32 protein-coding genes are annotated in these 25,802 nt (G+C 73.3%); 19 read left to right on the plus strand and 13 right to left on the minus strand.

Annotated features, from left to right (window positions below; genetic code table 11):
* Positions 1-10: 10 nt before the first annotated feature.
* The 3 genes from MUY14_RS17510 (at position 11) to MUY14_RS17520 (ending at position 4,770) form a co-directional block, all read left to right on the plus strand.
* Positions 11-1,360, plus strand: a complete 1,350-nt coding sequence (locus tag MUY14_RS17510) for a protein kinase domain-containing protein (protein ID WP_247024067.1) — start codon at positions 11-13, stop codon at positions 1,358-1,360.
* A 138-nt stretch (positions 1,361-1,498) separates the two neighbouring features.
* The gene (locus MUY14_RS17515) at positions 1,499-3,616 is read left to right on the plus strand and encodes a hypothetical protein (RefSeq protein ID WP_247024068.1); all 2,118 of its coding nucleotides are present in this window, start codon (positions 1,499-1,501) and stop codon (positions 3,614-3,616) included.
* A gap of 11 nt (positions 3,617-3,627) precedes the next feature.
* Positions 3,628-4,770, plus strand: coding sequence for a S8 family serine peptidase (locus MUY14_RS17520; RefSeq protein WP_247024069.1), 1,143 nt, complete (start codon positions 3,628-3,630; stop codon positions 4,768-4,770).
* A gap of 601 nt (positions 4,771-5,371) precedes the next feature.
* On the opposite strand, the gene MUY14_RS17525 is transcribed toward MUY14_RS17520, so the two are convergent.
* The 5 genes from MUY14_RS17525 to MUY14_RS17545 form a co-directional block, all read right to left on the minus strand.
* Complete coding sequence (locus MUY14_RS17525; protein WP_247024070.1) at positions 5,372-6,010, minus strand: response regulator transcription factor; 639 nt, start codon at positions 6,008-6,010, stop codon at positions 5,372-5,374.
* 2 nt (positions 6,011-6,012) lie between these two features.
* Positions 6,013-6,402, minus strand: a complete 390-nt coding sequence (locus MUY14_RS17530; protein WP_247024071.1) for a hypothetical protein — start codon at positions 6,400-6,402, stop codon at positions 6,013-6,015.
* 30 nt (positions 6,403-6,432) lie between these two features.
* Positions 6,433-7,641, minus strand: a complete 1,209-nt coding sequence (locus tag MUY14_RS17535; RefSeq protein WP_247024072.1) for a cytochrome P450 — start codon at positions 7,639-7,641, stop codon at positions 6,433-6,435.
* Positions 7,642-8,623: 982 nt separating this feature from the next.
* Complete coding sequence (locus tag MUY14_RS17540) at positions 8,624-9,991, minus strand: aspartate aminotransferase family protein (RefSeq protein WP_247024073.1); 1,368 nt, start codon at positions 9,989-9,991, stop codon at positions 8,624-8,626.
* A gap of 110 nt (positions 9,992-10,101) precedes the next feature.
* Positions 10,102-10,602, minus strand: a complete 501-nt coding sequence (locus tag MUY14_RS17545) for an Lrp/AsnC family transcriptional regulator (protein ID WP_247024074.1) — start codon at positions 10,600-10,602, stop codon at positions 10,102-10,104.
* 168 nt (positions 10,603-10,770) lie between these two features.
* Here MUY14_RS17545 and MUY14_RS46915 point away from each other — a divergent pair, with 168 nt between their 5' ends.
* Both MUY14_RS46915 and MUY14_RS17550 read left to right on the plus strand, forming a co-directional pair.
* Positions 10,771-11,217 (plus strand): amino acid permease, encoded by a 447-nt coding sequence (locus MUY14_RS46915; protein WP_281506310.1) that lies wholly within the window; start codon positions 10,771-10,773, stop codon positions 11,215-11,217.
* Complete coding sequence (locus MUY14_RS17550) at positions 11,199-12,137, plus strand: APC family permease (protein WP_281506311.1); 939 nt, start codon at positions 11,199-11,201, stop codon at positions 12,135-12,137. The genes MUY14_RS46915 and MUY14_RS17550 overlap by 19 nt, the downstream gene beginning before the upstream one ends.
* Here the strand turns inward: MUY14_RS17550 and MUY14_RS17555 are convergent.
* Complete coding sequence (locus MUY14_RS17555) at positions 12,134-12,673, minus strand: copper resistance CopC family protein (RefSeq protein WP_247024075.1); 540 nt, start codon at positions 12,671-12,673, stop codon at positions 12,134-12,136. The two genes, MUY14_RS17550 and MUY14_RS17555, sit on opposite strands and share 4 nt — an antisense overlap.
* Before the next feature lie 125 nt (positions 12,674-12,798).
* Between MUY14_RS17555 and MUY14_RS17560 the strand changes: the two genes are divergently transcribed.
* Genes MUY14_RS17560 through MUY14_RS17580 form a run of 5 tightly spaced genes read left to right on the plus strand, consistent with a single transcriptional unit; the run spans position 12,799 to position 15,960 of the window.
* A complete protein-coding gene (locus MUY14_RS17560) occupies positions 12,799-13,263 on the plus strand; it encodes a hypothetical protein (RefSeq protein WP_247024076.1) in 465 nt (154 codons plus the stop codon).
* Entirely contained in the window at positions 13,256-14,401 is a 1,146-nt protein-coding gene (locus MUY14_RS17565; protein ID WP_247024077.1) for a PPE domain-containing protein, read from the plus strand. The genes MUY14_RS17560 and MUY14_RS17565 overlap by 8 nt, the downstream gene beginning before the upstream one ends.
* Positions 14,398-14,682 carry a hypothetical protein gene (locus MUY14_RS17570; protein ID WP_247024078.1) on the plus strand — a complete coding sequence of 95 codons (285 nt, stop codon included), beginning with the start codon at positions 14,398-14,400 and terminating at the stop codon, positions 14,680-14,682. The genes MUY14_RS17565 and MUY14_RS17570 overlap by 4 nt, the downstream gene beginning before the upstream one ends.
* Entirely contained in the window at positions 14,675-15,367 is a 693-nt protein-coding gene (locus MUY14_RS17575; RefSeq protein ID WP_247024079.1) for a hypothetical protein, read from the plus strand. Before MUY14_RS17570 ends, MUY14_RS17575 begins: the two co-directional genes overlap by 8 nt.
* A gap of 29 nt (positions 15,368-15,396) precedes the next feature.
* Positions 15,397-15,960, plus strand: coding sequence for a hypothetical protein (locus tag MUY14_RS17580; RefSeq protein WP_247024080.1), 564 nt, complete (start codon positions 15,397-15,399; stop codon positions 15,958-15,960).
* Here the strand turns inward: MUY14_RS17580 and MUY14_RS17585 are convergent.
* Positions 15,872-16,666, minus strand: a complete 795-nt coding sequence (locus MUY14_RS17585; protein ID WP_247024081.1) for an AraC family transcriptional regulator — start codon at positions 16,664-16,666, stop codon at positions 15,872-15,874. The two genes, MUY14_RS17580 and MUY14_RS17585, sit on opposite strands and share 89 nt — an antisense overlap.
* Positions 16,667-16,714: 48 nt before the next feature.
* Between MUY14_RS17585 and MUY14_RS17590 the strand changes: the two genes are divergently transcribed.
* On the plus strand, positions 16,715-17,494 hold the full coding sequence (locus tag MUY14_RS17590) for an ESX secretion-associated protein EspG (RefSeq protein ID WP_247024082.1): 780 nt from the start codon (positions 16,715-16,717) through the stop codon (positions 17,492-17,494).
* An 87-nt stretch (positions 17,495-17,581) separates the two neighbouring features.
* On the opposite strand, the gene MUY14_RS17595 is transcribed toward MUY14_RS17590, so the two are convergent.
* The 5 genes from MUY14_RS17595 to MUY14_RS17615 form a co-directional block, all read right to left on the minus strand.
* The gene (locus MUY14_RS17595) at positions 17,582-17,995 is read right to left on the minus strand and encodes a hypothetical protein (RefSeq protein ID WP_247024083.1); all 414 of its coding nucleotides are present in this window, start codon (positions 17,993-17,995) and stop codon (positions 17,582-17,584) included.
* A complete protein-coding gene (locus MUY14_RS17600) occupies positions 17,992-18,246 on the minus strand; it encodes a YbaB/EbfC family DNA-binding protein (RefSeq protein WP_247024084.1) in 255 nt (84 codons plus the stop codon). Before MUY14_RS17600 ends, MUY14_RS17595 begins: the two co-directional genes overlap by 4 nt.
* A complete protein-coding gene (locus tag MUY14_RS17605; RefSeq protein WP_247024085.1) occupies positions 18,243-19,250 on the minus strand; it encodes a CHAP domain-containing protein in 1,008 nt (335 codons plus the stop codon). Before MUY14_RS17605 ends, MUY14_RS17600 begins: the two co-directional genes overlap by 4 nt.
* Position 19,251: 1 nt before the next feature.
* Positions 19,252-19,974, minus strand: a complete 723-nt coding sequence (locus MUY14_RS17610; protein WP_247024086.1) for a transglycosylase SLT domain-containing protein — start codon at positions 19,972-19,974, stop codon at positions 19,252-19,254.
* Between the two features lie 93 nt (positions 19,975-20,067).
* The gene (locus tag MUY14_RS17615) at positions 20,068-20,241 is read right to left on the minus strand and encodes a hypothetical protein (RefSeq protein WP_247024087.1); all 174 of its coding nucleotides are present in this window, start codon (positions 20,239-20,241) and stop codon (positions 20,068-20,070) included.
* 50 nt (positions 20,242-20,291) lie between these two features.
* Here MUY14_RS17615 and MUY14_RS17620 point away from each other — a divergent pair, with 50 nt between their 5' ends.
* The 7 genes from MUY14_RS17620 to MUY14_RS17650 all read left to right on the plus strand — a co-directional run bounded on the left by MUY14_RS17620 (position 20,292) and on the right by MUY14_RS17650 (position 24,251).
* Entirely contained in the window at positions 20,292-20,606 is a 315-nt protein-coding gene (locus tag MUY14_RS17620; RefSeq protein WP_247024088.1) for a L,D-transpeptidase, read from the plus strand.
* A gap of 12 nt (positions 20,607-20,618) precedes the next feature.
* Complete coding sequence (locus tag MUY14_RS17625; protein WP_247024089.1) at positions 20,619-21,383, plus strand: putative protein N(5)-glutamine methyltransferase; 765 nt, start codon at positions 20,619-20,621, stop codon at positions 21,381-21,383.
* A gap of 35 nt (positions 21,384-21,418) precedes the next feature.
* A complete protein-coding gene (locus MUY14_RS17630) occupies positions 21,419-21,895 on the plus strand; it encodes an RNA polymerase sigma factor (RefSeq protein WP_247024090.1) in 477 nt (158 codons plus the stop codon).
* A complete protein-coding gene (locus MUY14_RS17635; protein WP_247024091.1) occupies positions 21,892-22,485 on the plus strand; it encodes a methylated-DNA--[protein]-cysteine S-methyltransferase in 594 nt (197 codons plus the stop codon). The genes MUY14_RS17630 and MUY14_RS17635 overlap by 4 nt, the downstream gene beginning before the upstream one ends.
* 43 nt (positions 22,486-22,528) lie before the next feature.
* Positions 22,529-23,242, plus strand: coding sequence for a 2OG-Fe(II) oxygenase (locus MUY14_RS17640; protein ID WP_247024092.1), 714 nt, complete (start codon positions 22,529-22,531; stop codon positions 23,240-23,242).
* Between the two features lie 170 nt (positions 23,243-23,412).
* Positions 23,413-23,763, plus strand: a complete 351-nt coding sequence (locus MUY14_RS17645; protein ID WP_247024093.1) for a hypothetical protein — start codon at positions 23,413-23,415, stop codon at positions 23,761-23,763.
* A complete protein-coding gene (locus MUY14_RS17650) occupies positions 23,763-24,251 on the plus strand; it encodes a methylated-DNA--[protein]-cysteine S-methyltransferase (protein WP_247024094.1) in 489 nt (162 codons plus the stop codon). The genes MUY14_RS17645 and MUY14_RS17650 overlap by 1 nt, the downstream gene beginning before the upstream one ends.
* 1 nt (position 24,252) lies before the next feature.
* Here the strand turns inward: MUY14_RS17650 and MUY14_RS17655 are convergent, their stop codons facing one another.
* Entirely contained in the window at positions 24,253-24,855 is a 603-nt protein-coding gene (locus tag MUY14_RS17655; RefSeq protein ID WP_247024095.1) for a LysE/ArgO family amino acid transporter, read from the minus strand.
* Between the two features lie 66 nt (positions 24,856-24,921).
* Here MUY14_RS17655 and MUY14_RS17660 point away from each other — a divergent pair, with 66 nt between their 5' ends.
* Entirely contained in the window at positions 24,922-25,800 is an 879-nt protein-coding gene (locus tag MUY14_RS17660) for a LysR family transcriptional regulator ArgP (protein WP_247024096.1), read from the plus strand.
* Positions 25,801-25,802 lie beyond the last annotated feature (2 nt).

The raw sequence follows: 25,802 nt of genomic DNA on the forward strand, positions 1-25,802 counted from the left end.
GGAGGTCGTCGTGACCGACGCAGGAGAGCTGATCGCCGGGCGCTACCGGCTGGCCGAACGGGTCGGCCAGGGCGCGATGGGCGTCGTCTGGCGTGCGCGTGACGAGCGGCTCGACCGGGTCGTCGCGGTCAAGCAGCTGGACTACGACGCCGCCATCGGGCGGGCCGCCGGCGAGGAGGCGGCCCAGCGCGCGCTGCGCGAAGCCCGGCTCACGGCCCGGCTGCGGCACCCGCACGCCATCACCGTGCACGACGTCGTCGAGCAGGACGGCGAGCCGTACCTGGTCATGGAGTACCTGCCCTCGCGGAGCCTCGCCGAAATCCTGGCCGACCGCGAGTGCCTGCCCGCCGAGGAGGTCGCGCGCATCGGGCTGCAGGCCGCGTCCGCGCTCGCCGCGGCGCACGCCGAGGGGATCGTGCACCGCGACGTCACGCCCGGCAACGTGCTCATGGGCGAGGACGGCGTCGCCAAGATCGCCGACTTCGGCATCTCCCGGGCGACCGGCGAAGGCACCGTGACCGGCGGCGGTTTCATCGCCGGCACCCCCGCCTACCTCTCCCCCGAAGTCGCCAACGGCCGCGAAGCGGGCTTCCCGGCCGACGTCTTCTCGCTCGGCTCGACGCTCTACCGCGCACTGGAAGGCGTTCCCCCGTTCGGCACCGACGACAACCCGATCGCGCTGCTCCTGCGCGTCGCCCGCGAGGACGTCACGCCGCCGAAGCACGACGGCCCGCTCGCCGAGGTCCTGACCCGCCTCCTCCAGCGCGACCCGGACGCGCGCCCGTCGATGGCCGAGGTCCGGCAGCTGTTCGAGGCGGTCACGCAGGGCCGCCCGCTGCCGCCGCCGCGCCCCCGGCCCCGCACGGGCACGCGCCTGCTGCGCGTCCGCCGCCCCCGGCGCCGCCTGGTCCTGGCCGGGGCGGCCGGCGCCGTCCTGCTGGCCGCCGGGGTGCTGCTCGGGACGGCGCTCGTCCCGGAGAGCACGCCGATCGCCGTCCCGGTCACGGCCACACCGCCGCCGTCGACCCCGCCCACCCCGACGACCGCCGACCTGGGCTGCGCGGCCAGCTACGAGGTGACGAACTCCTGGCCCGGCGGCTACCAGGTGCTGGTGACGGTCCGCAACGACCACGACGAGGACCTTTCCGGCTGGAGCGTCCGCTGGACCCTCCCGGACGGCCACCGCATCACGGGCCTGTGGAACGGCACCTACACGGTGGACGGCTCCACGGTGACGGTCGACAACGCGGCGTGGAACGCGAAGCTGAACGCCAACGCGACGACGACGTTCGGCTTGATCGCGTTGACGGGCAGCGGAACCGGTGGTGACCGCCCGGCCGTAACCTGCCGGACGCTGTGAAAGCCGGTGCCCCTGAGCCGGTCCTGACCATCCGTCGTTGATCCGATCGGGGTAATTCCAAGAGATCGAGACCCCGGCTCAACTCCCCCGGCGTCCGGCCCGTCGGTAGTGGTGATCATCCACCACAGGGAGGTGCCAGTGCGAAGAAATCTCACGGTGCTCGCGGTTCTGCTCGCGGGGCTGGTGGGGCTCGCCCCGCCGGCCGCCGTCGCGGGGACGCCGTCCGACGTCGTCACCCTGATCACCGGTGACCGGGTCGCGGTCCGGAGCGCGCCGGACGGCCGGTCGCTGTTCGACGTGCGCCCGGCCGCGGCGAAGGGCATGGCGCGGGCGCTCGTGCACCTGCGCCTCGGCGACCGGGACTACGAGGTCCCCGGCACCGCGCTCCCCTACCTCGGGCGCGGCCTCGACCTGAGCCTGTTCGACCTCCAGGCGCTCCGGGCCGGGGCGGCGCTGCCGGCCGACCCGTCGACGTTCGGCGCGGCGCTGGCCCGGCAGTTCAAGGAGGACAACGCGCGCGGGCACTTCGGCGGCACCGGGCTCTTCGCCGCGGGCAAGCGCTTCGCCCTCGCCGGGACGCGGCCGGCCGCCCAGCCGCGGTCGGTCATGCGCACGGTTTCGGTGGACGCGAACGACATCGGCGGCAAGCCCGCCGACACCGGCGTCGCGTTCCTGTACAACACCGACGACGGGAACCTCCTCGACCCGAACGAAAACCTCAACTACTTCTCCGGGGGAACGGCGAAGTTCAGCGCGCCGGACGGGAACTACAGCGCGCTCGGCCTGTTCTGGACGGCCGACGCCGACGGCAACCCGACCGAGGTGCGCTTCAGCGCGCAGCCGGAGTTCGCGGTGAAGGCGGACACGACCGTGCGCGTCGACGCGGCCCGCGCGTCCAGCAAGCTGACGTGGGTGACCCCGCGGCCCGCGCTGCTCGACGACACCGGGTTCCTGTTCCGCCGGGCGGCGAAGACCGGGCCCGCGCTGGTCGTCGACTTCGACGCCGGGCCGGGCGTGCCGATCGCGGTGTCGCCGACCGCGGTCCCGGTGCGCACGGGGGCCCTGCAGACGTACCCGTACAGCAGGCTGGTGTCCCCGCCCGGGCCGGGCACGCCGTACGAATACGTGCTGCAGAAGGCCGCGGTGGGCCGGATTCCCCCGCAGCGGTACGTGATCACGGCGCAGGACGTCGCCGCCGTCGACTCGACCTACTTCAGCGAGTTCTCCTCGCTGGGGTTGCGGCAGCGCAGCGGCATGTTCTCCTTCGAGGACAGCGGCGGGCGGGTGTCGCACCCGATCCCGCTGCCGCGCAGGCAGACGGAGTACGTCTCGGCGGCGCCGGACCTGCGCTGGTTCGGCGGGTTCTCGAAGTACGTCCTGCCCGGGCCGTTCGCCGGGTGGGCCGGGGGTCAGTACGAGTCGTTCCACGCCTACCGGGGCGGCACTTCCGTGACCGAGGACTGGAACCGCTTCCCGCTGCACCCGGCGGGCGGCGTCGCCCTGCTGCCGCTCGACGACGGAACCGCACCGGTCCGGCCGGCCGCGACGCGCGCCGGCGACCTGCTGCGGCTGTCGATCACGCCGTTCAGCGACAACCAGCCGGGCCACACCGGGTTCGGCTTGTACGGCGAGGTGCGGGACACCGTCACCGGGTCTTACACGCTGACCCAGGACGGCGCGACGATCGACGCGGGCAGCCCGGTGGGCGCGACCGAGGTGTCGGTCGAGCAGGCCGTGGCGGCCGGGCCGTCGACGCTGGGGCTCACGATCGACGCGGGCCGCACCGGGCCGATGTACCGCCAGAGCACCGCGTCCCACACGGAATGGACGTGGCGGTCGCGGCACGTCGAGGGCGCGACGCTCCCGGCGGCGCTCTACTGCGCCCGCGGCGGATCGGGTCCCGACCGCGCGTGCGGCGTCGAACCGCTGCTGACGCTGGGGTACGCGGTCGGCGGGCTGCGTCCGGACGGGTCGGCGCTGGTGGGTCCGCAGAGCCTGGACCTGACGGTCGGGCACCTGCAGCGGAGCACCGCGTCGCCGGTGGCGGGCGCGACGGTGCAGTACTCGACCGACGGGGTGACCTGGCAGGACGCGACGGTCACCGCCCGCGGCGACGGCGTCTTCCACGCAGACTTCACCGCGGCCACGGACTCGTTCCGCGGCGCGGACGTCTCCTTGCGCGTCACGGCGTCCGACGCCGCGGGGGCGAGGATCGCCGAGACGGTCACCGCCGCTTACCACGTCTACCAGTCCTGAGGGAGTCCACTGTGCACAGAAGAGCGATCGCCGTGCTGGCCGCGGTGGTGTCGGTGGCGTTGTCCGCCCCGCCCGCGAATGCGGCTCCGGCCGCCCGCGCGGCGTGCCCGGATCCGGGCCCGGGCCTGCTGCGCTGCCTGACGACGTACGCCCCGGCCCGCGCCTTGACCGACGGCCCGGCCGGCTGGGGCGCGGACGACCTGGCGTCGGCCTACCGCCTGCCGTCGACGGCGGGTCCGGAGACGGTCGTGGGCATCTCGATCGCCTACGACGCCCCGGACCTGGAGGCGGACCTGGCTGCTTACCGGGCGCAGTACGGCCTCCCGCCGTGCACGACGGCGAACGGCTGCTTCCGCAAGGTGAACCAGCAGGGCGCACCGGCCCCACTGCCCGCCGCGAGCTTCGGCTGGGCCCTGGAGTCCACTTTGGACGTCTCGATGGTCTCGGCGGCGTGCCCGTCGTGCCGCATCCTGGTGGTGGAGGGAAATTCACCGGGCTTCGCGGACCTGGCCGAGACGGAGGACACGGCGGTCCGCCTGGGCGCGAAGGTGGTGTCGAACAGCTACGGCGCCCGTGAAGGCGGCGCGCCCCTGGCGTACGCGAGCCACTACCAGCACCCGGGCGTGACGGTGGTGGCCTCCTCGGGCGACGCGGGCTTCACGGCGGCGAGCTACCCGGCGGTCCTGCCCTCGACGGTCGCGGTCGGCGGCACGACGCTGGCCCGCGACCCGGACTCCGCGCGGGGCTGGGCGGAGTCGGCGTGGGAGTACGGCGGCAGCGGTTGTTCGGCGTACATCGCGAAACCCGCGTGGCAAAAGGACTCCCACTGCGGCAAGCGAACGGTGGCGGACCTCGCGGCGGCGGCAGACAGCCTGGCGGTGTACAACACCGACGCGGGCGGCTGGCTCCCGGTGAACGGAACCAGCGCTTCGGCCCCGTTCGTGGCGGGCTTGTACGGCCGTTCGGGCCACGCCGGCGCGGCACAGCCGGCGGACCTGTACGCCCACGCGGGGCAGTTCGTGGACATCACAACGGGCACCAACGACCCGACCGGGGCGGGAAAGAAGTGCGGCGGCGACTACTTGTGCGTCGCGGGCCCGGGCTACGACGCCCCGACGGGAGCGGGAACCCCGAACGGCCTGGCCGGCTTCTGAGGGAATGTCCGGGGGAAGACGTGAGCTGCCCCGCCCCGGCGGGGCAGCTCACCCTGGGCGCACTGACGCCTCGACCCGGCACGCCCGCAGGCCGCGCCCAGGCCCGGCCGCCACTCTCGCCGAATCCCCACCGCGCCCGCACCGCAGCAAGCGCAGGCACGCCACCCAGCCCAGGACCGCCGCGAGCAGCCGGCCCGGTTCCGCCCCGCCTACCCCGGCCGCCCCGCCACGCGACCCAAAGCCGCCGCGCGCAACCAGCCCGATTCCATCCGCGCACCCCGCAGCGGCGCAGGTCCGCCGCCGCACCCCGCTCCGCCCAGAAGGCACGCCCCCATTCGCGCCGGATACCCGCCACCCACCGCGCCCGCACCGCAGCAAGCGCAGGCACGCCGCCCAGCCCAGGACCGCCGCGAGCAGCCGGCCCGGTTCCGCCCACCCTGTCCGCACCGCGGCTCCGCCACGCAACCCGGGCCCACCTCGAGCGACCCGCGCGGTTCCGCCCGGTTCCGCCCCGCCCGCATCGCGGCCCCCGCCACGCAACCCGGAGCCGCCGCGAGCAGCCGGCCCGGTTCCGCCCGCCCGCCCCGTAGCAAGCGCCAGCTCAGCCCGGCCGGCACAACCCTCGCTCGTACGCCACCAGCCCGGCCTCCGTGCGGTGTGCGCATCCCAGCTTGCGCACCACCTGCGCCACGCAATCGCGCACCAGCGGTTCCGGTATCCCCAGCTTCTCCGCTATCTCCGCGTTCGTCAGCGCCGAGCCCACTCCGATCAGAACCTCGCGCTCCCGCGACGACAGGCGGTCCACCTGGGCGAGGCGCTCGTCCCGGGGTCCGGACAGCCGGGTGGCCGACGAAACCCACCGGCGGGAGGCGTCCGGGGAGAGCACCACGTGCCCGTCCGCGGCCAGGCGGACCACCTTCAGCAGCTCGTTGCGCCGCGCCGAGCGCAGCACGAAACCCGCCGCCCCATCACGCAGGGCGCGGAGGATGCCCGCATCCGAATCGAACGTCGCCAGCACCAGCACCGCCGGGCGGCGGAACACCGGGCCGAGGGGGCCCAGGCGCAGGTCGAGCAGCACCACGTCCGGGAGACGACGGCGGAGGGTCGTCCGCGCGGCCGTCGCGTCGCCGACCGCCGCGATCAGCTCGATGCCGTCCGCCTGCGTGAGGATGGCGGCCAGGCGGGCGCGGACCGTCTCGTCACGTTCGGCCACCAGGACCCGGACCGGTGGCGCGACCACGCTCAGTCCTTCGGGCGCAGGCGGATCAGCGGCAGGTCCGTCTTCGACGCGCCGACGAGGTCACGGCCGCCCGGGCCGCGCAGCCGCAGCTCACGGAAACGGACCGCCGACAGCTGGGCGGCTTCGATCGGGTAGACGTCGCCGTAGCGCTTGATCTTCTCCACCAGCTCCTTGCCGAGCAGCTCGACCAGCCCCGCGTGCCGGGTCGCGCCGCCGCCCAGCGGGACGTCCAGTTGCCTGCGCACCTCGGGAAACCGCTGGTCCAGCTCGACGGCGAGCTGGTGGATGGTGACGTAAGCCGGGCCGAAGTCCCCCGCGTCCGGGCCCGCCGGGATTTCCTTCAGCACCTTGACGAGCTTGTCGTCCATCCCGAGCTTGTCCCACAGGGTCACGCTTTTCCTCCCGGTCCCGGCCGCCGTTGTCTACCAGAGGACCGGCACGCGGTCCACTCCCCCGGTGACACGGTTCGTCCGGACCTGGAGTTCATCGACGTCGACGGCCAGCCGCAGCCCCGGGAAGCGGCGGAACAGCGAGCCGAAGACCACGCGAAGTTCGGTGCGGGCGAGGCTCGCGCCGATGCAGAACCAGCCGCCGTAGGCGAACGCGACGTGCGCGTTCGGCTTGCGGCCGGGGTCGAACGCCTCGGGGTCCGGGAACGCCGTCTCGTCCCGGTTGGCCGCCGCGAGCGACAGCACCACCGCGTCGCCCCGCGCGATCTTGACGCCGCCGAGCTCGACGTCGTCGTGCGCGTACCGCAGGATGCCGAGCCCGCCCGGCGCGGACAGCCGCAGGATCTCTTCGACGACGCCGTGCACGCGCCCCTCGGGGTCGGCGGCCAGCGCGTCGCGGCGGGTGAGGTCGGTGAGCAGGTAGAGCGCGCCGAGGTCGATCCGGTTGGACGTCGTCTCGTGGCCGGCGAACAGCAGGCCGGCGGCGAGCCGGGCGAGGTCGTCGTCGCCGAACGCGGGGTCGTCGGCCTGCGCGCGCACCAGGTCCGAGACGACGTCCTGGCCGGGATCGCGCCGCTTGGCCGCCGCGAGCCGCCCCATGTAACCGGCGAACTCGTCGAGCGCTTCGTCCGCGCCGGTGCCGATGTCCATCCGGCCCATCCGCTCCGACAGCACGCGGAACGTGTCGCGGTCTTCGTACGGGACGCCGAGCAGCTCGCAGATCACCAGCACCGGCAGCGGGAACGACAGGTGCTCGTGCAGGTCGACGGGCCCGCCACCGGCGCCGGCCCGCTCCATCGCGTCGAAGCAGCCGTCGGCCAGCTCCTGGACGTGCCCGGCGAGCCGCCGGATCCGGTTGGCCGAGAAGGCGGGCACGAGCATCCGCCGCATCCGCGCGTGCTCGACGTGCTCGGTCTCGTGATCACCCTGCGGCCGGCTGAGAACGGCGGCATCCGACAACGCCGACGCCTCCTCGGGCACCGGGTGCGACCGCCCGAACCGCGGATCGGTGAACACCCCGCGCACCTGCTCGAACCCGGTGACCAGCCAGGCCGGATCCCCCGCCGGCGTGGTCACGGCCACCACGGGCCCCTCCCGCCGCAACACCGCGAACAGCGGCGCGATCTCCAGGGCATTGGGCCGATCGAACGGCAGTCGCGGACTACCGGTGGCGGCGGTCATCGGTTCTCCTCCCGAATGCGCGGCCGGCCCCCACGTCCACGGGCGGCTCGGTCACCGGCCACTCCCCCGGCCCCCGCGATCCACGGTACTCAGAAAGCTGGCGCCCGTGCGGAAAGCGCGAGTACCCCGCCCGATCGGGCCACCGCCGCTGCCCGGAGGACCGAAACTGTCGGTCCTGCCCGGTATCGTGGATTGCGGGGGCCGGAGGCCAAGCCGCCCGATTTGCCCGCATCGCGCGAACGACGAGCAGGGCGACGACTTCCAAGGCCGACAGCGCCCGGCTAAGCCGACGACAGCGCCCACCGCCGATGGCGGCGACAGCGATGGTTGCGGATGAGGCGATGGCTACCGCGGCGCCCGCCGACGGCTGCAGCGATGGTTGCGGCTGCGGCAATGGCCACCGCTGCGCCCACCGCCGACGACAGCGACAGCAATGGTTACGGCTGCGCCAATGGCCACCGCTGCGCCCACCGCCGACGACAGCGACAGCAATGGTTACGGCTGCGCCAATGGCCACCGCTGCGCCCACCGCCGACGACAGCGACAGCAATGGTTACGGCTGCGCCAATGGCCACCGCTGCGCCCACCGCCGACGACAGCGACAGCAATGGTTACGGCTGCGCCAATGGCCACCGCTGCGCCCACCGCCGACGACAGCGACAGCAATGGTTACGGCTGCGCCAATGGCCACCGCTGCGCCCACCGCCGACGACAGCGACAGCAATGGTTACGGCTGCGCCAATGGCCACCGCTGCGCCCACCGCCGATGACAGCGACGGCGACGGCGATGGCGATGGCGATGGCGCCTGAAACACCGTGACCGCAGCCGATCCACGCCCCGCGCCGACCCTCCGCGCCCGCCACCTCGCCTCCGCAGCGGCGCTAAGCCGGGAGCGCACCAGCACACCGAGCCGAGCACCATCGACGCCCCGCATCATCGCCCCAGCGGAAAACCCAGCCACCGAGCACGCAATCGACCGGCCTACAACAACTCCCAGGCACGAGTAAGCGTGTCCCGCAGGATCTGCTCCATCTCGTCGAACTGCGCCTGATCACAAACCAACGGCGGCGAAAGCTGCACCACCGGCTCAGCCCGATCATCAGCCCGGCAGTACAACCCGGCCTCGAACAACGCCTCCGACAGGAACCCCCTCAACACCCGCTCCGACTCGGCGGCACTGAAAGTCTCCTTGGTCGCCTTGTCCTTGACCAGCTCGATACCGTAAAAGAACCCCGCCCCACGAACATCCCCGACGATCGGCAGCTCGGTCAGCTTGTCCAAAGTGGACCGGAAAGCCGCCTCCCGCGAAAGCACGTGCCCGTAGAGGTCCTCCCGCTCCATCAGGTCGAGGTTCGCCAGCGCGACCGCGCACGAAACCGGGTGCCCCCCATACGTGGACCCGTGCATGAACGTGGTCTCCCCACGGGTGAACGGCTCCATCAACCGCTCGGAAGCCAGCACCGCCCCCAGCGGTGCGTACCCGGACGTCAGCCCCTTCGCCGTCGTGATGATGTCCGGCTGGTACCCGTACCGCTTCGCCGCGAAGTCGTAGCCGACGCGCCCGAACGCGCAGATCACCTCGTCCGACACCAGCAGCACGTCGTGCTTGTCGCAGATCTCCCGCACCCGCGCGAAGTACCCCGGCGGCGGCACGAAACACCCGCCCGTGTTCTGCACCGGCTCGAGGAACACCGCCGCGACGGTGTCCGCACCCTCGAATTCGATCGCCTCCTCGATCCGGTCCGCCGCCCAGCGCCCGTAAGCCTCGTAGTCGTCCGCGTGCTCGGGGGCGCGGTAGAAGTTCGTGTTCGGCACGCGCAGGCTGCTCGGCACCAGCGGCTCGAAGTCCGCCTTCGCGCCGGGAATACCCGTGATCGACAGCGCGCCCTGCGACGTCCCGTGGTAGGCCAGCGCGCGGCTGATCACCTTGTGCTTGCCCGGTTTCCCGACGAGCTTGAAGTACTGCTTCGCCAGTTTCCACGCCGTCTCGACCGATTCCCCGCCGCTCACGGTGAAGAACACGCGGTCGAGGTCACCCGGAGCAGCGGAAGCCAGCCGCGATGCCAGCTCGATCGCCGTCGGGTGCGCGTGGCCCCACAGCGGGAAGTACGCGAGCTGCTTCGTCTGCCGCGCGGCCGCTTCGGCGAGTTCCTCGCGGCCGTGGCCGACCTGGACCGCGAACAGGCCGGCCAGCCCGTCGAGGTAGCGCTTGCCGCGGGCGTCCCAGATGTACGGGCCTTCGCCGCGCACGATCACCGGGACGTCGGTCTCGTCGTAGGCCGAGTGGCGGGTGAAGTGCATCCAGAGGTTCTCGCGGGCGGCCTTGGCGAGGCTCGAAGCGTCGGTCATGCCTCGGTTATCGCACGCCCCAGCGCCCATCGCAAGCGATTCAGTCGTCCAGCCGAACTTCGGCGACTAATCCGTGGTTGCCACTGTGGACAGACCTTCGGATTTCGTCGTCACGCTCCGCGAGTTCCCCACTGGTAGGTCTGCTTCCGCAGCTTGAGGTAGACCATCGCCTCCGCGTGCCGGACGCCGGGCAGCGCGCGGATTCGTGTCGAGATCAGCTGCAGCAGCGCCTCGTCGTCCGCGCAGACGGCCTCGCACAGCAGGTCGTAGCGCCCGGCGCAGAGGATCACGTACGCGATTTCGTCCATTTCGGCCAGTGCGTCGCCGACCGGCTCGAGCGGGCCGTCCACGGTGATCGCGATCATCGCCTGCCGGAACAGCCCGACCTGCAAGGGATCCGAGACGGCGACGATCTGGATGACGCCGGAGTCCGACAGCCGCTGGACCCGCTGCCGGACCGCCGCTTCGGACAGGCCGACCGCCTTGCCGATCGTCGCGTACGCCCGCCGGCCGTCCTCCTGCAGTTGCGCGATGATCTGCCGCGAGATGTCGTCGAGCACCGGCGGCGCGGGCCGGCTGGGGGTGTCCTGGCTGCTCACGCCCCGGATCATCCCCGAAGCGCCCGACGCCGGGCAACCGCGGCACGCGCTACGGCCCGTCACTGAATGCGAAGTCACCGACCCGGCCAGACGACGGATTTAGTCGTCGAAGTGGCGTTGACAACACCGAATCGGTGCTGTTCCATCCGTCGCACCTTGCCCCGGCCGGAGGGAACGCCCATGCCCCGCACTCCCGCCCCGCCCGACACCGCAGCCACCGCCAAGGCGAAGAAAACCCTCACCCGGTCCATCGGCGTCGGCGGCGGCACCCTGCTGACGCTCAGCTGCGTGACGCCGGCGTCGTCGCTCTTCGTCCTCGTGCCCCCGCTGTTCGCCGACCTCGGCACCGGCACCGCGCTCGCCATCGCCCTCGCGGTGCTGCTCTGCGTCGGGATCGCCTTCTGCTACTCCGAACTCGGCACGCTGGTGCCGAGCGCCGGCGGCGAGTACGCGATGGTGACGACCGTGGCGAACCGCTTCGCCGGCTGGCTGACCTTCATGCTCTCGTTCATCGTGATCCTCGTCGTGCCGCCGATCATCGCGATCGGCGTCGCCGACTACCTCGCCGCCGTGTCGACATCGGCCCCTCGGTCGCGGGCGCGCTCGTCATGCTGGCCTCGACCGTGATGGGCCTGCTCAACCTGCGGTCCAACGCCTGGCTCACCGGCGTCTTCCTGGTCATCGAGATCGTCGCGATCTTCGCCGTCTCCCTGCTCGGCTTCGCGCACACCACGCAGAGCCCGGCCGTGCTCGTGAAGCCGAGCCTCGGCACGAGCGGGATCGGGCTGATCGCCGTCGTCGCCGGGCTCGCCGTCGCGTTGTTCGTCGTGCAGGGCTTCAGCACCGCCGTCTACCTCGCCGAAGAGATGCGTGAACCGCGCCGCACGGTGGCCAGGACGGTGTTCTGGACGCTCGGGATCAGCGCCGTCGTCATCCTCGTACCGGTCGTGGCGATCACCCTCGCCGTGCCGGACGCCGCCGCGCTCGCCGGTGTCGACGTCACCGCGCTGGTCACCGGCTGGAGCAGTTCCACCGTCGGCGCCGCGATCAGCCTGTGCATCGCGGCGGCGATCGTCAACGCGGTGATCGTGATGGTCATCCAGAATTCGCGGGTGCTCTACGCCTCCGCGCGCGACCAGGCGTGGCCCGCGCCGGTGAACGGCGCGATGAGCGTCGTGAGCGAGCGCTTCGGCGCGCCGTGGGTCGCGACCCTCGTGGTCGGGCTGTCCGAAGCGGTGCTCTGCTTCGTGCCGGTGGAGACGCTCAGCGGCGTCACCGGGGTCGCGGTCGTCGCGCTCTACCTCAGCGTCGCGGCCGCCGCCCTCGCCGCGCGCCGGGCGGCGCACCGGAAGCCGCACGTCTGGCGGATGCCGGCCTGGCCGGTCGTGCCGGTGCTCGCCGTGGCCGCGCTGGCCTACGTCCTGGTCGAGCAGAGCGCGCTCGACCTCGGCATCACCGCGGGCGTGCTGGCCGTGTCGGCGCTGTACTGGTGCGGCTACCTGCGCCGCCGTCCCGGGCGGTGGGTCGTGACGGTCCCGCGGGACTAGTCCTTCGGCCGGGCCCGGAGCCGGCGGATGCCGACGACGATCACCGCGAGCAGCCCGGCCACGGCGACCAGCACCCACACCCACTTCGGGATGCCCGCGGACTCGAGGGTGACGGGCGCCGGGGAACCGGTCGCCGCGGCCTTCGTCACCGGCGCCGTGAGGGTGAAGCGCACGGTGCCGCTGACGTTGTCGCCGTCTTTCGCGACCACCTTCCAGGCCAGCGAGTAGGCCTGCGCGGAACCGGCGGGCGTCACGGGCACCGTCACGACCCCGCCCTCGACCACGGGGGTGCCGATCTTCCACTTGACGCCGTCGCGGCCGTCGATCGCGATGGGGTCCGGCGGCAGCGTCACCGGCTCGCCGAACTTCAGCTCGACCTGCGTGGGAGCGGTGTCGAGCGCGGCACCTTCGGCCGGGGAGCTGGACTCGAGCTCGGTGTGGGCCGACGCGGGTCCGGCGAGCACGACCAGCCCGGTGAGAGCGGCGAGAACGGCGAGAACGGCTCCGGAGACACGACGGGCACGACGCGGGATCATCCGGACATCCTGCCCTATCCGCCCGTGCAGTCTTCGTGTCCACCCGTGCAGCCGCGGCGGGCCTACTTCTCTTCGCGGCGCGGATTGGCCAGGATGGACGCCTGGGTGGCGAAGGAAGGACGTCCATGGCGACGGTGCGGGACGAGGCCGATGCGCGCAAGCAGCTGCGCGAGGAAGACCGGCTGGCAGCGAACAAGCCGCAGGAGAACGCGGCCGACGTCGCGAAGCCGGAGGGCGGCGGCTCGGCCGGGCTGGTCGCCGACGCCGGCGTCATCGCGCTGGACTACGACCAGGTCGAGAAGGCGAAGGCGGACATCGACGCGCGCTACCAGGCCCTGTCCGAGCACCTCGCGGCGGCGGCCGAGCTGAGCGTCCCGCTGGCCGACGGACACGGCCCGGTGGCGCACTGGATGCGCGGCTCGTTCCGGCTGCGGGGCGGGGCCGACGCCGGCGGCGTGCAGGTCACGCTGCGGTCGTACCTGGCCGAGCTGGCCTCGCTGCGGGAGGCGCTCGGGAACGTGGCCACGACGCACCGGCTCAACGACGAGGACGCCGCCGAGGCCCTCCGGGCGGGTGAGCGCGATGCCTGAGTTCCACTCCACGAACCACGAGCCGACCGCGCGCCAGAAGCGGAAGGCGCGGCGCGTCCGCCGCGAAAAGGAAGCCAACCGCCGCGAAGAGTCGTTCGGCAAGATCCACTGGGACAGCTACGACCACCGCGAGCTGTGGGACATGATCCAGTCGGCCGACCCGCCGAAGCTCGGCGAGCAGGCGTACCGGTGGGCCGAGCTGGCCAAGGGCGTCGACGCGGAGACGAGCGAAGTCCACAAGCTGGTGCAGAGCCTGCTGCTGTCGTGGCGCGGCCCGGCCGCGGTCCGGGCCGCGGACTCGATCGGCAAGCTGACCGCGTGGGCGAGCACGGCGAGCACCAACGCCCGTGAGATCGGCGACGGCCTCGACGCGTACACGTCGGCGATCGGCGAGGCGCGGAAGAAGATGCCGGAGCCCGTGCACTACTGGGCCGAGAAGTGGTTTCAGGAGGGGTACGCGGTCAAGCGGCTCGACGGGCCCGAAGGCGCGTACATGCTGGACGACCTGCTCGACGACAAGCACCCGACCAAGAAGCAGGCGGACGACGCCAAGGCCGCGGCCGTCCGCGTGATGGAGCAGTACGAGAGCGCGAGCCACGACGTCCGCCACCGCCTCCCGACGTTCGACACCGCCCCGCAGGTGAGCGTGACGGGCGACCGGGTCCCGCGGGTCCCCCTGCCCCCGACGCCGCCCGATCCCCCCGAGCCCGACCCGCCCACCGACCCGCGGGTCGACCCGGCTCCCGGCTCCCCGGCCGGCGACACGACGTCGACCGCGTCCGCGCTGCCGGCGGCGCTCACGGGAGCCGGGCTGCTGCCGGGCGCGCTCGACGGCACCATCGGGCCGGGCGGTGCCGCGACGACCGGTGCCGCCGGGCCGGGCTTCGGCGGGCTGATCGGCTCCGGGGCGCTCGGGGAAGCCGGGCAGGCCGGATCCGGGCGGGTCGGCGGCGCCGGGCCAGGCGGCTTCGGCCCCGGTGCGCCGGGCGGCCGCGGCACGGCGGGCGGGTACGGCATGTACCCGCCGGGCCAGGGCGCGCGCCGCGAGGAGGACACCGAGCACCGCGACAAGTACGGGTCGGGCTACGACCTGCTCGACGACCTCCCGCCCGCCTACCCGCCGGTGTTCGGCGAATGACCGGCTTCCACGCCGACCCGGCCGCCCTCGACGCCCTCGCGCGGACGCTGGCGGACACGGCCGGGGAGTACGGCGCCGCGGTGCCCGATCTCGACGTCGGCGACCTGGGCCCGCCCGCGGTTTCGGGCGCCCTCGCCGCGCTCGCTCGTGAGTGGTCGGGCCGGATCGGGGGCGTGCAGGAGGACTTCGCCGGCTCAGCGGAGAGCGTCCGGGCCGCGGCGAAGACCTACCGCGCCGCCGACGCGGACGCCGCGGAACGCCTGGGACGCGCCGATGGCTGACTTCCGCGGTCTCGGCTTCGACCCGGTGCCCGGCAACCCCGACGCCGTCGCCGAAGCGGCCCGCCGGTGCACCGCGGCCGCCGCTCGCCTGCGGGAGATCCGGCCGCCCGGCGAGATCCCCGACTGGGCCGGTCCTTCGGCGCGGGCACTGGCCGAGCGCGCCGGCCGCGCCGCGACCGGGCTCGCCACCGCGCCGGAGGCCATGGAAGCGGCCGCCGGCGTGCTCGACGGCTGGGCCGGGACCCTGGTCGCCCACCACCGCCGTGCCGAGGAACTCGACGTCCGGGCCGGTGCCGCGCGCCGGGCCGTGGTCGACGCCGAGGACGACGTCGAGCGCGCCGAAACCGAAGCGCAGTTCGCCCCCGGCGCCGCCGGCACCCTCGCCGCGGCCCGCACGCGGCTCGCGGACCGGCGGCAGGACCTCGACGGGGTGCTCACCGAAGCGCGCGACCTCGAACGCGTCCACGCCATCGAAGCGGCCCGCGTCGCGGACCGGCTGCGGGCCCTCGGCGACGGTGCGCCCCTGCCGTCCGCGCCCGATTTCCGCGGCCTGGGCCGGCACTTGGAGACGTTCTCGGCCGCCGGGCGCGAGCTGGGCGTGACCGTCGCGCGCACGCCCGTCGCGCCGGTGACGCCGCCGCCGGGTGCCGTGTCCGCGTTCGCCGCCGCGCTGGGTGGCCAGTGAAGCTGCCCGCCGTACCGGGGATCACCCCGGTGACCCTGGACTCGGTCGAGCGCACCACGGCCGAGCTGCACGCGCTCATGGCGCGCCTGCGCGGCCCCGACGCCGCGCGCGACCTCGGCCTGGAAGCCGCCGCCGTGCAGTCCGCGGAAATCGCCCACGAGCAGCGGGCGGGCCTGCTGGCGCTGGTCGAACACCGCGACGCGGACCCGGCGCTGCTGATCGCCGGCGTCGTCCCGGTGGACGTCCCGCTCGAAGAAGCCGCGGACCTGCAGCACTTCGTCGCGGACACGACACCCGGCCTGCGCGAGGTGAGCAGCGCGCGGACCGGCCGCGGCTACCCGGTGGTGATCGTCGAGCGGATCGGGCTGTCCGGCGCGCAGCTGCAGGCCGTCGTGCTCGACCCGGACCGCCCGCGCGCGGCCGTGTTCACCCTGCACTCCCCCGGCGGGCGGGGCTGGCTGGAGGTCGCCGGGCTGGCCGGGACGCTCGTCGCCGGCGTCGACCTCAGCCCCGCAGCTCCCGCTCCCGGTATTCGCGCGGGGTCTGTCCGGTCGCCCGGCGGAACGTCCGCGAGAAGTGCGGGGCGCTGGTGAACCCGCAGTCCCGCGCGACTTCCGCGATCCCCCGGCCCGCCGTCGCCGGGTCCGCCAGCACGGCCTTCGCGCGTTCGATCCGCAGGCCCTTGAGCCGTTCGGAGACGCCTTGGCCGTCGTCGAACAGCTGGTACAGCCGGCGCCGCGAGATGTACAGCGCCTCGGCGATCTTGTCCGCGGTCAGTGACGGGTCGGCCAGGTGGGAGCGCATGTACTCCAGTGCTTCACGCCGCCGGGCCGCCAGCGCGTCGACGCGGTCGAGCTCGACGCGCAGCGCGCTGCGCAGCACCAGTTCGGCCAGGCCCAGCAGGTGGTGGGCCAGCCCGTGCGGGTCGAGCCGCGGCCCGGCCGCCAGCACGTGCGCGACCGCGCTCGCGAACAGCGCCCGCAGCGGCGCGTCCACTTCGACCGGCCGGAACATCAGCGGCCTCAGCTCGGCGAACGAGATGGACAGCTTCGCCGCCGCGACCGTCAGCATGACGACCCCGCGCTCGGCCGGCAGCAGGTGCAGCGTCGCGTCGGCGAAGGTCAGCTTCGCGCCGGTCTCGGCGACCGCCCGCGGCACCGGGCAGCGGAGCAGCAGCTGGATGTCCGCGGGGGCAGCGCCGCCGCCGCCGAGGATCGCCGCCCGCGCCGCCGCCGCGCCCGAGGCGCGGACGACGAGGTACCCGCTCGCGGGTACGTCCACCGGGTACGGCTCGGCCATCGGCACCATGGTGCCCGACGGCGGCCGCCCACGACGGGAAGGGGGACCATGGCGCGCCGCACCACGACGTCGGCGGGGGTGATCCTGTCGCATCTCGAATTCGATCTCCTCTGGGCGGACCTGGGACCGGGCGGGCCGCCACCGCACCCGTTCGACGTGGCCGCGCACGGCCGCACCCACGCCGAGCGCGACGACCTGGGCGTCCGCGTGTTCGCGAGCCTGGCCGAAGCCGGCCTGACCGACGGCGACGACGTCTCCGCGGAGCTGGCGGACCTGTTCACGGTGCTGGGTTCGCCGACGCTGAGCGTCGACGCGCTGGTGCTCGGGGACGCGCCCTGGCGGCTGCTGGCGGCGGTCCGGGACGGGATGGGTGTGCTGGCCGTGCTCGACGAGCGCGACCTGGTGCTCGAGCCGTTGCGCCCGGCCGGCGTGGTGCCCGCGGTGGTGCGGATGCTGGGCGAGCAGCCCCCGGGCCCGGGCGAGCAGCTGCGTCTTCCCCGTGCGGCGTACACGGCGGCGATGGACGCGTACGCGAGGAGCGGGTACGACGCCTTCGAGCGAGCCCTGGTCACCGCGGGGATCACCGGCCGCGCGGTCCGTCCGCTGGCGACGCTGGCGACGGCGGAGCGCTACGCGGCCGGCCAGCTGGGGGCGACCGGACCGGCGGGCCGGGCACCGGTCCTGGCGTGGTTCGACACGGCGGCGGGCCGCTACGCGGTCACGCCGGAGGACGCGGGCGGCGAGCCGTGGGTGATGGTGACCCCGGCGGACGTCTCGTGGCTGGCGGACCGCCTGACCCGCATGCTCGACGCCGCCCGCACGTCATGAAAGGGTCGTTCACCTCGCCAGACGACATGAACGACCCTTTCATGACATGTCCGGTCTCTGCAGCCGGTCACCCGCTCGCCCCACGTTTCACGTCGTCACCCAGGTGACCGGCGTGAAGTCGTCCTCGGGTTCCGGTCGCGGCCGGATGACCGGTCCCACGGTCAGTGGCTCGTCCACCGGCCGCACGCCGATCCGCGGCCCTTCCACGCCCGCCGCGTCCTCGGGCAGCAGATCCCCCAGCAACTCCCGCCCCTGCCGCAACGCCTCCACCCCCGCCTCCGCGGCCAGCCGCCGGATGACCCCCGCCAGCTCGCCCGGCGCGAGGTTCAGCGCCCACCGCTCGAACCGCAGCTCCACCAGCGCCCCGTGCAGGTCCACCGCCAGCGCGACCCCGTCCGCCGCCGCCTCGGCCCGGATCGCCGCCAGCCGCGCGCCGTACCCCGGACCGGGCTCCGCGAACGCGTCCTCGATCAGCTCCACCGTCGTCCGTTCGGCACTCATTGCGCCCGCCAGCTCTCCGGTGTCGTCGCTTCCGCCGCCTCGCCCGCCGCGGGCAACCCGAGCCCGTCGACGCTGTGCCACAGCGAAGCGGTCGCGCGCGCCGAAGCGGCCGCCGTGAGCAGCAGGATGCGGCGGGCGAGCTCGTCCGGTTCCAGCCGCAGCGCCGCGGCCTCCAGCGTCAGCTCCTGCAGCGCCCCGCCGGGCGCGACCTCCACGGCGACCGTGCGGTCGGCGGCTTTTCCGGTGATCACGGGTGGACCCCTCCGTAGAACGTCGACGCCGAGAGCGTGTGCGTGTTCCGGCGGACCGCGTCCCCGGAGTTGCCCTCGATCATCGTGACCTTGTTCCCCTCGACCTTCTCGACGATGCCGATGTGCGTGCTCGTCGACGTGTTCTGCGGGCCGGTGCCGAAGATCAGCACGTCCCCCGGCCTCGCCTCGTGCAGCGAGTGCTTGCCGTACGCGTGCCCGTTGGCCTGTCCCCAGTGGAAGACGTCGCCGCTGAACGGCAGCACCGGGATCTTCACGCCGGCCTTGCGCCACATCGCGGTGGCGAACGACGAGCACCACGCGGCGGTCGGCCCGTACGGGTTGCGGTTGCTGCCCGGCGGGTTCTCGCGCGTGCCGAGCTCCCCGCGCGCCGCGTGGACGATCTCCTTGCCCCGCCCGGAAACCCGGCTCGGGTGCGTCGCGTGCGCCGTCTTGCCGGCGACGCCGTCGTGGGTCAGGTCCTTGCGCAGCTCGTTCAGCTTCTTCGCGGCCGCTTCGAGTTCGGCGTGGACGTGCCGCAGCGTCGACGCGGACTGCCGCGTGTAGTGCGGCGCCAGGTCCGCGACATGCCCGACGGCACGCATCAGCGCGGCCTGCGTCCCGGTGGCGACGCCGGCGTCGAGGACCTGCTTCGCCTGGGTGGTGTACTCGTCGACCAGCCGCTGCACGGCGGTGTGCCCGCTGTCCACTGTGGACGCCACGTGCGCGACGACCTTCTCCGCCGCGGCGCCGGCCGCCCCGGTGACCCGCAGCTCCTTCGTCAGTTTCGCGCTGGTGTGGCGGAAGCCGTCGGCGCCGTGGCCGTGCCACTGGCCGAGCACCGCGGTGCTTTCCTTGTGGTAGGCGTCGTGCTGGTCGTCCAGTGCGGTGGCCACCTGGTGCAGCGCGTATTCGGCGCGCACGGCGTCCTCGGCCTTGCCGGCGAGCTTGTTCCGGTGCGCGATGAGGTCCTTCGCGAAGGAGCGCGCGAGTGCGGCGGTGTCCATGTCAGCTCCGTCGGGCGTGGTCGTTCAGTGCGGCCGCGGTGGCCGTCTCGTGGTCGCGGTAGGTCCTGGCGGCCTTCTGCGCGGCCGTGGCCAGCCCGTCGGCGTGCGTGCCGACGCCCTTGACCTGCCGCTGCAGCGCCAGCCCGAAGCCGGCCAGCGCGCCGGCGAACCCCGACTCCTTGCCGATCCGGCCGAAGCTGTCCTCCGCGATGTCCCGGACGTCCCGCAGCTGCCCGGTCGCGCCGCCCAGCGCGTCGGCGACGTGCCGGGTGCGCCGCACGTAGCCGTGCAGCACGGCGTCGTCCACCTTCAGCGCACCGCTGCCGCTTTGCGCGTGCGGCTTGCCGTGGTGCGCGGTGACGTCCTTCGCGGCCTTGCGCGCGGCGGCGAGGTGGTCCTTGTACGCCCCGTTCGTGTAGGTCGACCAGGGCGTGAAGTCGTGCCCGTCGCTCGAGATGCTGTTCGCGACGCGGGCGTTGGTGGCCGGGTCGAGCAGCTGGTCGTCCGACTTCAGGTGGTACTGGTGGCGCCGCTCCGGCCCCAGCGCGCCCAGCATGTTGATCTGCCACAGCCCGTAGGAGTCGTCCGGCGGCGTGGCGTTGTGCGCGGTCGTCCGGCCGCCGGACTCGGCCAGCGCGACCGCGACCGCGGTGGTGAGGCCCTGCCCCCGGAACCCGGCCGCGTAGGCGTGCCGGGCGATCTGCTCGGCGCTCAGCTTGGTCATGGTTCGACCTTGACCGCCCGGGTACCCGCTCCGGTAGCCGCGCTGCACGCTGGGACAACCCGCGTGCACGCCAGGCTCAACCTCCGGGGCCGCTCAGCCGTACTGCTCCCGGGAGGACCTTCGGCGAGGGGACGGCTGGATGCGCGGCACCGGGGTGCTGACCCTGCTGGGGTTGACGCTGGTCACGGCGGCGTGTTCGGCGCCCCGCGAGACGACGCCGAGCCCGATCGCGGAGCCGGCGCCGCTGGCGCGGACGACGACCCCCACGCCGGCGCCGCCCCCCTTCGCCGCCCTGCGCGGTCACGACCGGGGCGTGCGTGAGCCTGGCGCAGCGGCTGGCCTGGCTGCTGCGGGACGGTCACGTGGTGCGCGGCCCGGTCCCGGCCGGTTTCGGCCCACCCGACCAGGCGACGCCGCCCGGGTCGTTCCACGTCGTGTGGAAGGACCGCGAGCACCGCAGCAGCGACTACGGCACCGACATGCCCAACTCGGTGTTCTTCGCCGCCGGCGGGATCGCCTTCCACGCGGGACCGCTCGACGCGCCTTCGCACGGCTGCGTCCACCTCACCGCCGCCGATTCGGCGGCGTTCTTCGACGGCCTGAACGTCGGGGACGCGGTGGAGGTCCGGTAGTCTCCGTCCCCGGTGGACACTTCAGCCGTCATTTCCCGCCTGCGCGCCGCCGGCTGCGTTTTCGCCGAGGACGAGGCCGCGCTGCTCGTCGACGCCGCGAAGACGGCCACCGAGCTCGAGTCCCTGGTGGCGCGCCGGGTCGCCGGGCTGCCGCTGGAGCACCTGCTGGGCTGGGCCGAGTTCCACGGCCTGCGCGTCCGCGTGCGGCCCGGGGTGTTCGTCCCGCGGCGCCGCACCGGGTTCCTGGTCGACGTCGCCGTGTCCCTCGCCCCGCCCGACCCAGTGGTGCTCGACCTGTGCTGCGGATCCGGCGCGCTCGGCGCGGCGTTCACGGCGGCGAAGCGGCCGCGTGAGCTGTACGCCGCCGACGTCGAAGCCGCCGCTGTCGCCTGCGCCCGGCTGAACCTGCCGGACGCCGCCGTCCACCAAGGCGACCTCTACGACGCCCTGCCTTCGTCCCTGCGTGGGCGCGTCGACGTCCTGCTGGCGAACGTGCCGTACGTGCCCTCCGGCGCGGTCGCGACCATGCCGCCCGAGGCGCGGCTGCACGAACCGCGCGTCGCCCTCGACGGCGGTTCCGACGGTCTCGACCTCGCCCGCCGGGTCGCCGCGGGCGCGCCGGGCTGGCTCGCGCCGGGCGGGACCGTGCTGGTGGAATCGAGTGAGCGGCAGGCGCCGCTGCTGGCGGAGATCTTCACGGCGGCAGGGCTGGCGCCGCGGGTTCACGAGTCCGACGAGCTGGGCGCCACGGTCGTCACGGGCACCGCGAAGCCGTGATCTCACGTTCCGGCGGTCCCGGGCGTCTACCGGGTGTGATCGTGAAACCGTTCGAGCAGATCGTGGCCGAGCACGGGCCGATGGTGCTGCGCGTCTGCCGGGCCGTGCTCGGCCCCGCCGACGCCGAAGACGCCTGGTCGGAGACCTTCCTGTCGGCGTTGAAGGCGTACCCGGAGCTGCCGGCGGACGCGAACGTCCAGGCGTGGCTCGTCACGATCGCGCACCGCAAAGCCATCGACGTCACGCGCGCGCAGGCCCGCCGCCCGCTCCCGGTCGGGGAGGTCCCGGACCGGCCCGGCCGCGCGGAGACGTTCACCGGTGACCTGTGGGACGCGCTGGCGAGGTTGCCGGACAAGCAGCGCCTCGCCGTCGCCTACCACTACCTGGCCGGGCTGCCGTACCGCGAAATCGCGGAGATCACCGGCGGCACGACGGACGCCGCACGTCGGGCCGCCGCCGACGGCGTGAAGGCGTTGCGGGCCACCTATCCCTTGGAAGGAGCGCACTCATGACGGACATCTTCTTCGCTTCTCCGGAGATCTACCAGCTCGACCCGAACCCCATGCACGAGCGCCTCGCCGCGGCCGCCGACCGCGAAGGCCTGCTGGACGTCGCCTACCGCACCCTCGACACCCCGGTCGGCTCACTGCTGCTGGCCGCGACAAAGCAGGGCCTGGTCAAGGTGGCGTTCGACCGCCAGGACCACGACGCGGTCCTGGCCGAGCTGGCCGCGCTCATCAGCCCCCGGATCCTGCGCGCCCCGGCCCGCCTCGACCCGGTCGTCCACCAGCTCGACGAGTACTTCACCGGCGGGCGCCACGAGTTCGACGTCGCCCTCGACTTCCGCCTGGCCCGCGGCTTCCGCCTGTCGGTGCTGGAGCACCTGCCGGAGATCTCGTACGGCCACACCGAAAGCTACGCCCAGGTGGCGGCGGCGGCGGGCAGCCCGAAGGCGGTCCGCGCGGTCGGCACGGCGTGCGCGCTGAACCCGCTGCCGGTGGTGGTCCCCTGCCACCGGGTCGTCCGTTCGGACGGCTCGTACGGCCAGTACGCGGGCGGCGAGGAAGCGAAACGCCTGCTGCTCACGATGGAAGCGGCTTGAGCTTCCGATCTCACGTTTCACCCCGCCGGCGCGTCTACCGGGTATGAGCACTTTCGAACAGCGCGTCGCCGCGGCCGACTGGCCCGCGGTGGCGGCGGAAGTCGACGACTACGGCTGCGCACTCCTGCCGCAGCTGCTCACACCGGAGGAGTGTGCGGAGCTGGTGGCGCTCTGGGACGAGCCATCACACTTCCGGGCGACGGTGAACCTCCGCCGTCACCGCTTCGGGGACAACGGCGACTACCACTACTTCGCCGCCCCCTTCCCGGAACCGGTGCAGCGGCTGCGTCAGTCGCTCTACCCGAGGCTGCTCCCGATCGCCCGTGACTGGTCCTCGCGGCTGGGCCGTGAAGCCGAGTGGCCGTCCACTTTGGACGAGTGGCTGTCGGTCTGCCACGAGGCGGGCCAGCGGCGTCCGACACCGATCCTGCTGCGCTACGAGACGGGAGGCTGGAACGCACTGCACCGGGACCTGTACGGCGACAAGGTGTTCCCGCTGCAGGTGGTGATCAACCTGAACGCCCCGGGCACCGACCACACGGGAGGCGAGTTCTTGGTGGTGGAGCAGCGCCCCCGGGCCCAGTCCCGCGGCACGGCAACGGTGATCCCCCAAGGCCACGGCCTGGTCTTCACCACCCGCGACCGCCCGGTCCGCTCATCCCGAGGCTGGTCGGCAGCACCGGTCCGCCACGGCGTATCGGCGGTCCGGTCAGGCCGCCGCCACACGCTGGGCCTGGTCTTCCACGACGCGGCATGAGGAGCGACGAACTCGGGCCGCCGACCCACGTGCAACCTGGTGTGCGACGACGCGGCGCGACCGGCACCGAACCCCACACGCCACGCGACGGCATGGAACTCGATCCACCTTCGCCCACTCACCCTCATGCGTCACGCGGCGGCCTGACCAGCGCCGAACTCGCGGCGCTGGTGAGCTTCATCGGCCCCGCCCGCCACATCGTGATCGGCACGGCGGCCGACCCGGCCTCCCGCGCCGACGGCGCGCGCATCGCCGCCGCGTGGGGCGGCCTGGTCCTGGCGACGGTCACGTGGCCGGAAACCGCAGCATCCTGGCTACGCCAAGCCCGCCGCTTCGCCGCCCCCGACCCGGACATCTGGGTGGTCAGCGCCACCCCGGCAGGCTGGGCGGGCATGGCACACCGGCTCCGGCTGTCCACCTCCTGGAGCCCCCACCGAACAATCCTCACCTCCGCCCTGGCGGACTTCGCGCTACCCGGCCTGCGCGGCACCCGGCCGGACGGCACCACCTGGGAGACCTGATGAAGCACCTCGAAGTCGATTCCCCCCTCGGCCCCTTGACCCTGGTGGGCACGGACGACGCCGTGACAGGCCTGTACTTCCCGAACCACTGGACCCGCCCGGACCGCACCACGTTCGGCGAGCGCGACGACACCGCGTTCCCGGCGGCCGTCCGCCAGCTGAAGGAGTACTTCGCCGGCCAGCGCACGACGTTCGACGTCCCGACGCAGGCCGAGGGCCCCGCCACCGACCGCGCGGTCTGGGCGGAGATCGCCAAGATCCCGTACGGCGCCACCGCGACGTACGGCGACCTGGCCCAAGCGGTCGGCGGCCTCCCTCACGAGGTCGGCGCGGCGGTGGGCCGCAACCCGCTGAGCATCCTGGTCGCGTGCCACCGCGTCGTCGGCAAGAACGGCAAGCTGACCGGATACGCCGGAGGCCTGAAGCGCAAGGAATTCCTCCTGGAACTGGAACGCCCGCCAGCCTCAGAGCGTGGCCAGCTCTGGTGACCTACACCCGGCCGAGCAGCATGGTCACGCCGAGCCCGGTCATGGTCACGGCGATCACGACGTCCAGCACACGCCACGCGACGGGCTTGGCGAACACCCCGGCCAGCCGCTTGGCCCCGAACCCGAGCGCACTGAACCAGACGGCACTGGCCACCCCGGCCCCCACCCCGAACAGCCACCGCCCATCCCCATGCGCGACGGCGACCGAGCCGAGCAGCAGCACCGTGTCCAGGTAGACGTGCGGGTTGAGCCAGGTGAAGGCCACACAGGCGAGCACGGCCTTCCGCAACGGCGTCCTCTCGTCCCCGACCGTCATCACGGACGGCCGAAACGCCCGCCGCGCTGCGAGAACGCCGTACCCGAGCAGAAACACCCCACCCCCGACGGCAATGACCCCGATGGCGGTGGGCCACCGCTCCAGCACGGCTCCGATCCCGCTGACCCCCAGCCCGATCAGCACGAGATCGGAGACGGCGCAGATGACGACCAGCGGCGCCACGGCACCCCCGCGCAGCCCCTGTTGCAGCAGAAAGGCGTTCTGCGACCCGATGGCGACGATAAGCGACAGGCCGGTCCCGAACCCGGCCAGAAGGAGCGTGAACACCCTCTTACGGTATGACCGTCCTCCTGGATCACTCCAGCTAAAGATTCTTACGTAACATTAGCGCTCGTGATGTCCGACCTCCCGCTCGACCAGGTCCGCACCCTGCTGGCCGTAGTGGACGAGCAAAGCTTCGACGCCGCAGCCGCGGTCCTGCACGTGACGCCGTCCGCGGTCAGCCAGCGCATCAAGTCTCTGGAGCAACGCACCGGCCGGGTCCTGCTCCTGCGCACCAAGCCGATCCAGCTCACTTCGTCGGGACAGGCCCTGATCCGCTTCGCCCGCTCCCTGGCCCAGCTGGAACAGGACGCCCTCACCGAACTGGGCCTGGGCTCGTCGGTCCGCACCCTGTCGATAGCGGTGAACGCGGACTCCCTGGCCACCTGGTTCCTCCCGGCCCTGGCCAAAGTCCCCGACAGCATCTGCTTCGACCTCCAGCGCGAAGACCAAGACCACACCGCGGCCCTGCTTCGCGAAGGCCTGGTGATGGCCGCGGTCACGGCATCCCCGCAACCAGTCCAAGGCTGTACCTCAGCCCGCCTGGGCCGCATGCGCTACCGAGCCATGGCGTCCCCGGCGTTCATCTCCCGCTGGCTTTCCGACGCTCCCCTGCCAACATCCCTCCCCACGGCCCCGGTGATCGTGTTCGACCGCAAGGACGACTTACAGGACCGCTTCTTGCGAAGCCTGACCCGCCGCCGAAGCTTCACGTCGGTCCGCCACCACATCCCAGCCTCGGAGTCCTTCGCCGACGCCGTGGCCGCGGGCTTGGGCTGGGGCATGGTCCCAGAGCTCCAGGCGGCCACGCGTGGCGATTCGCTGGTGGACCTGGCCCCGGACCGGCCGATGGACGTGCCGCTGCACTGGCAGCAGTGGAAGCTGGACTCGCCGGCACTGGCAGCCGTCGCGGACGCGGTAGCGCAGGGCGCGAAGCAAGCCCTTCGCTGAAC

This window comes from Amycolatopsis sp. FBCC-B4732 (assembly GCF_023008405.1).
In the GTDB taxonomy this organism is placed as follows: domain Bacteria; phylum Actinomycetota; class Actinomycetes; order Mycobacteriales; family Pseudonocardiaceae; genus Amycolatopsis; species Amycolatopsis pretoriensis_A.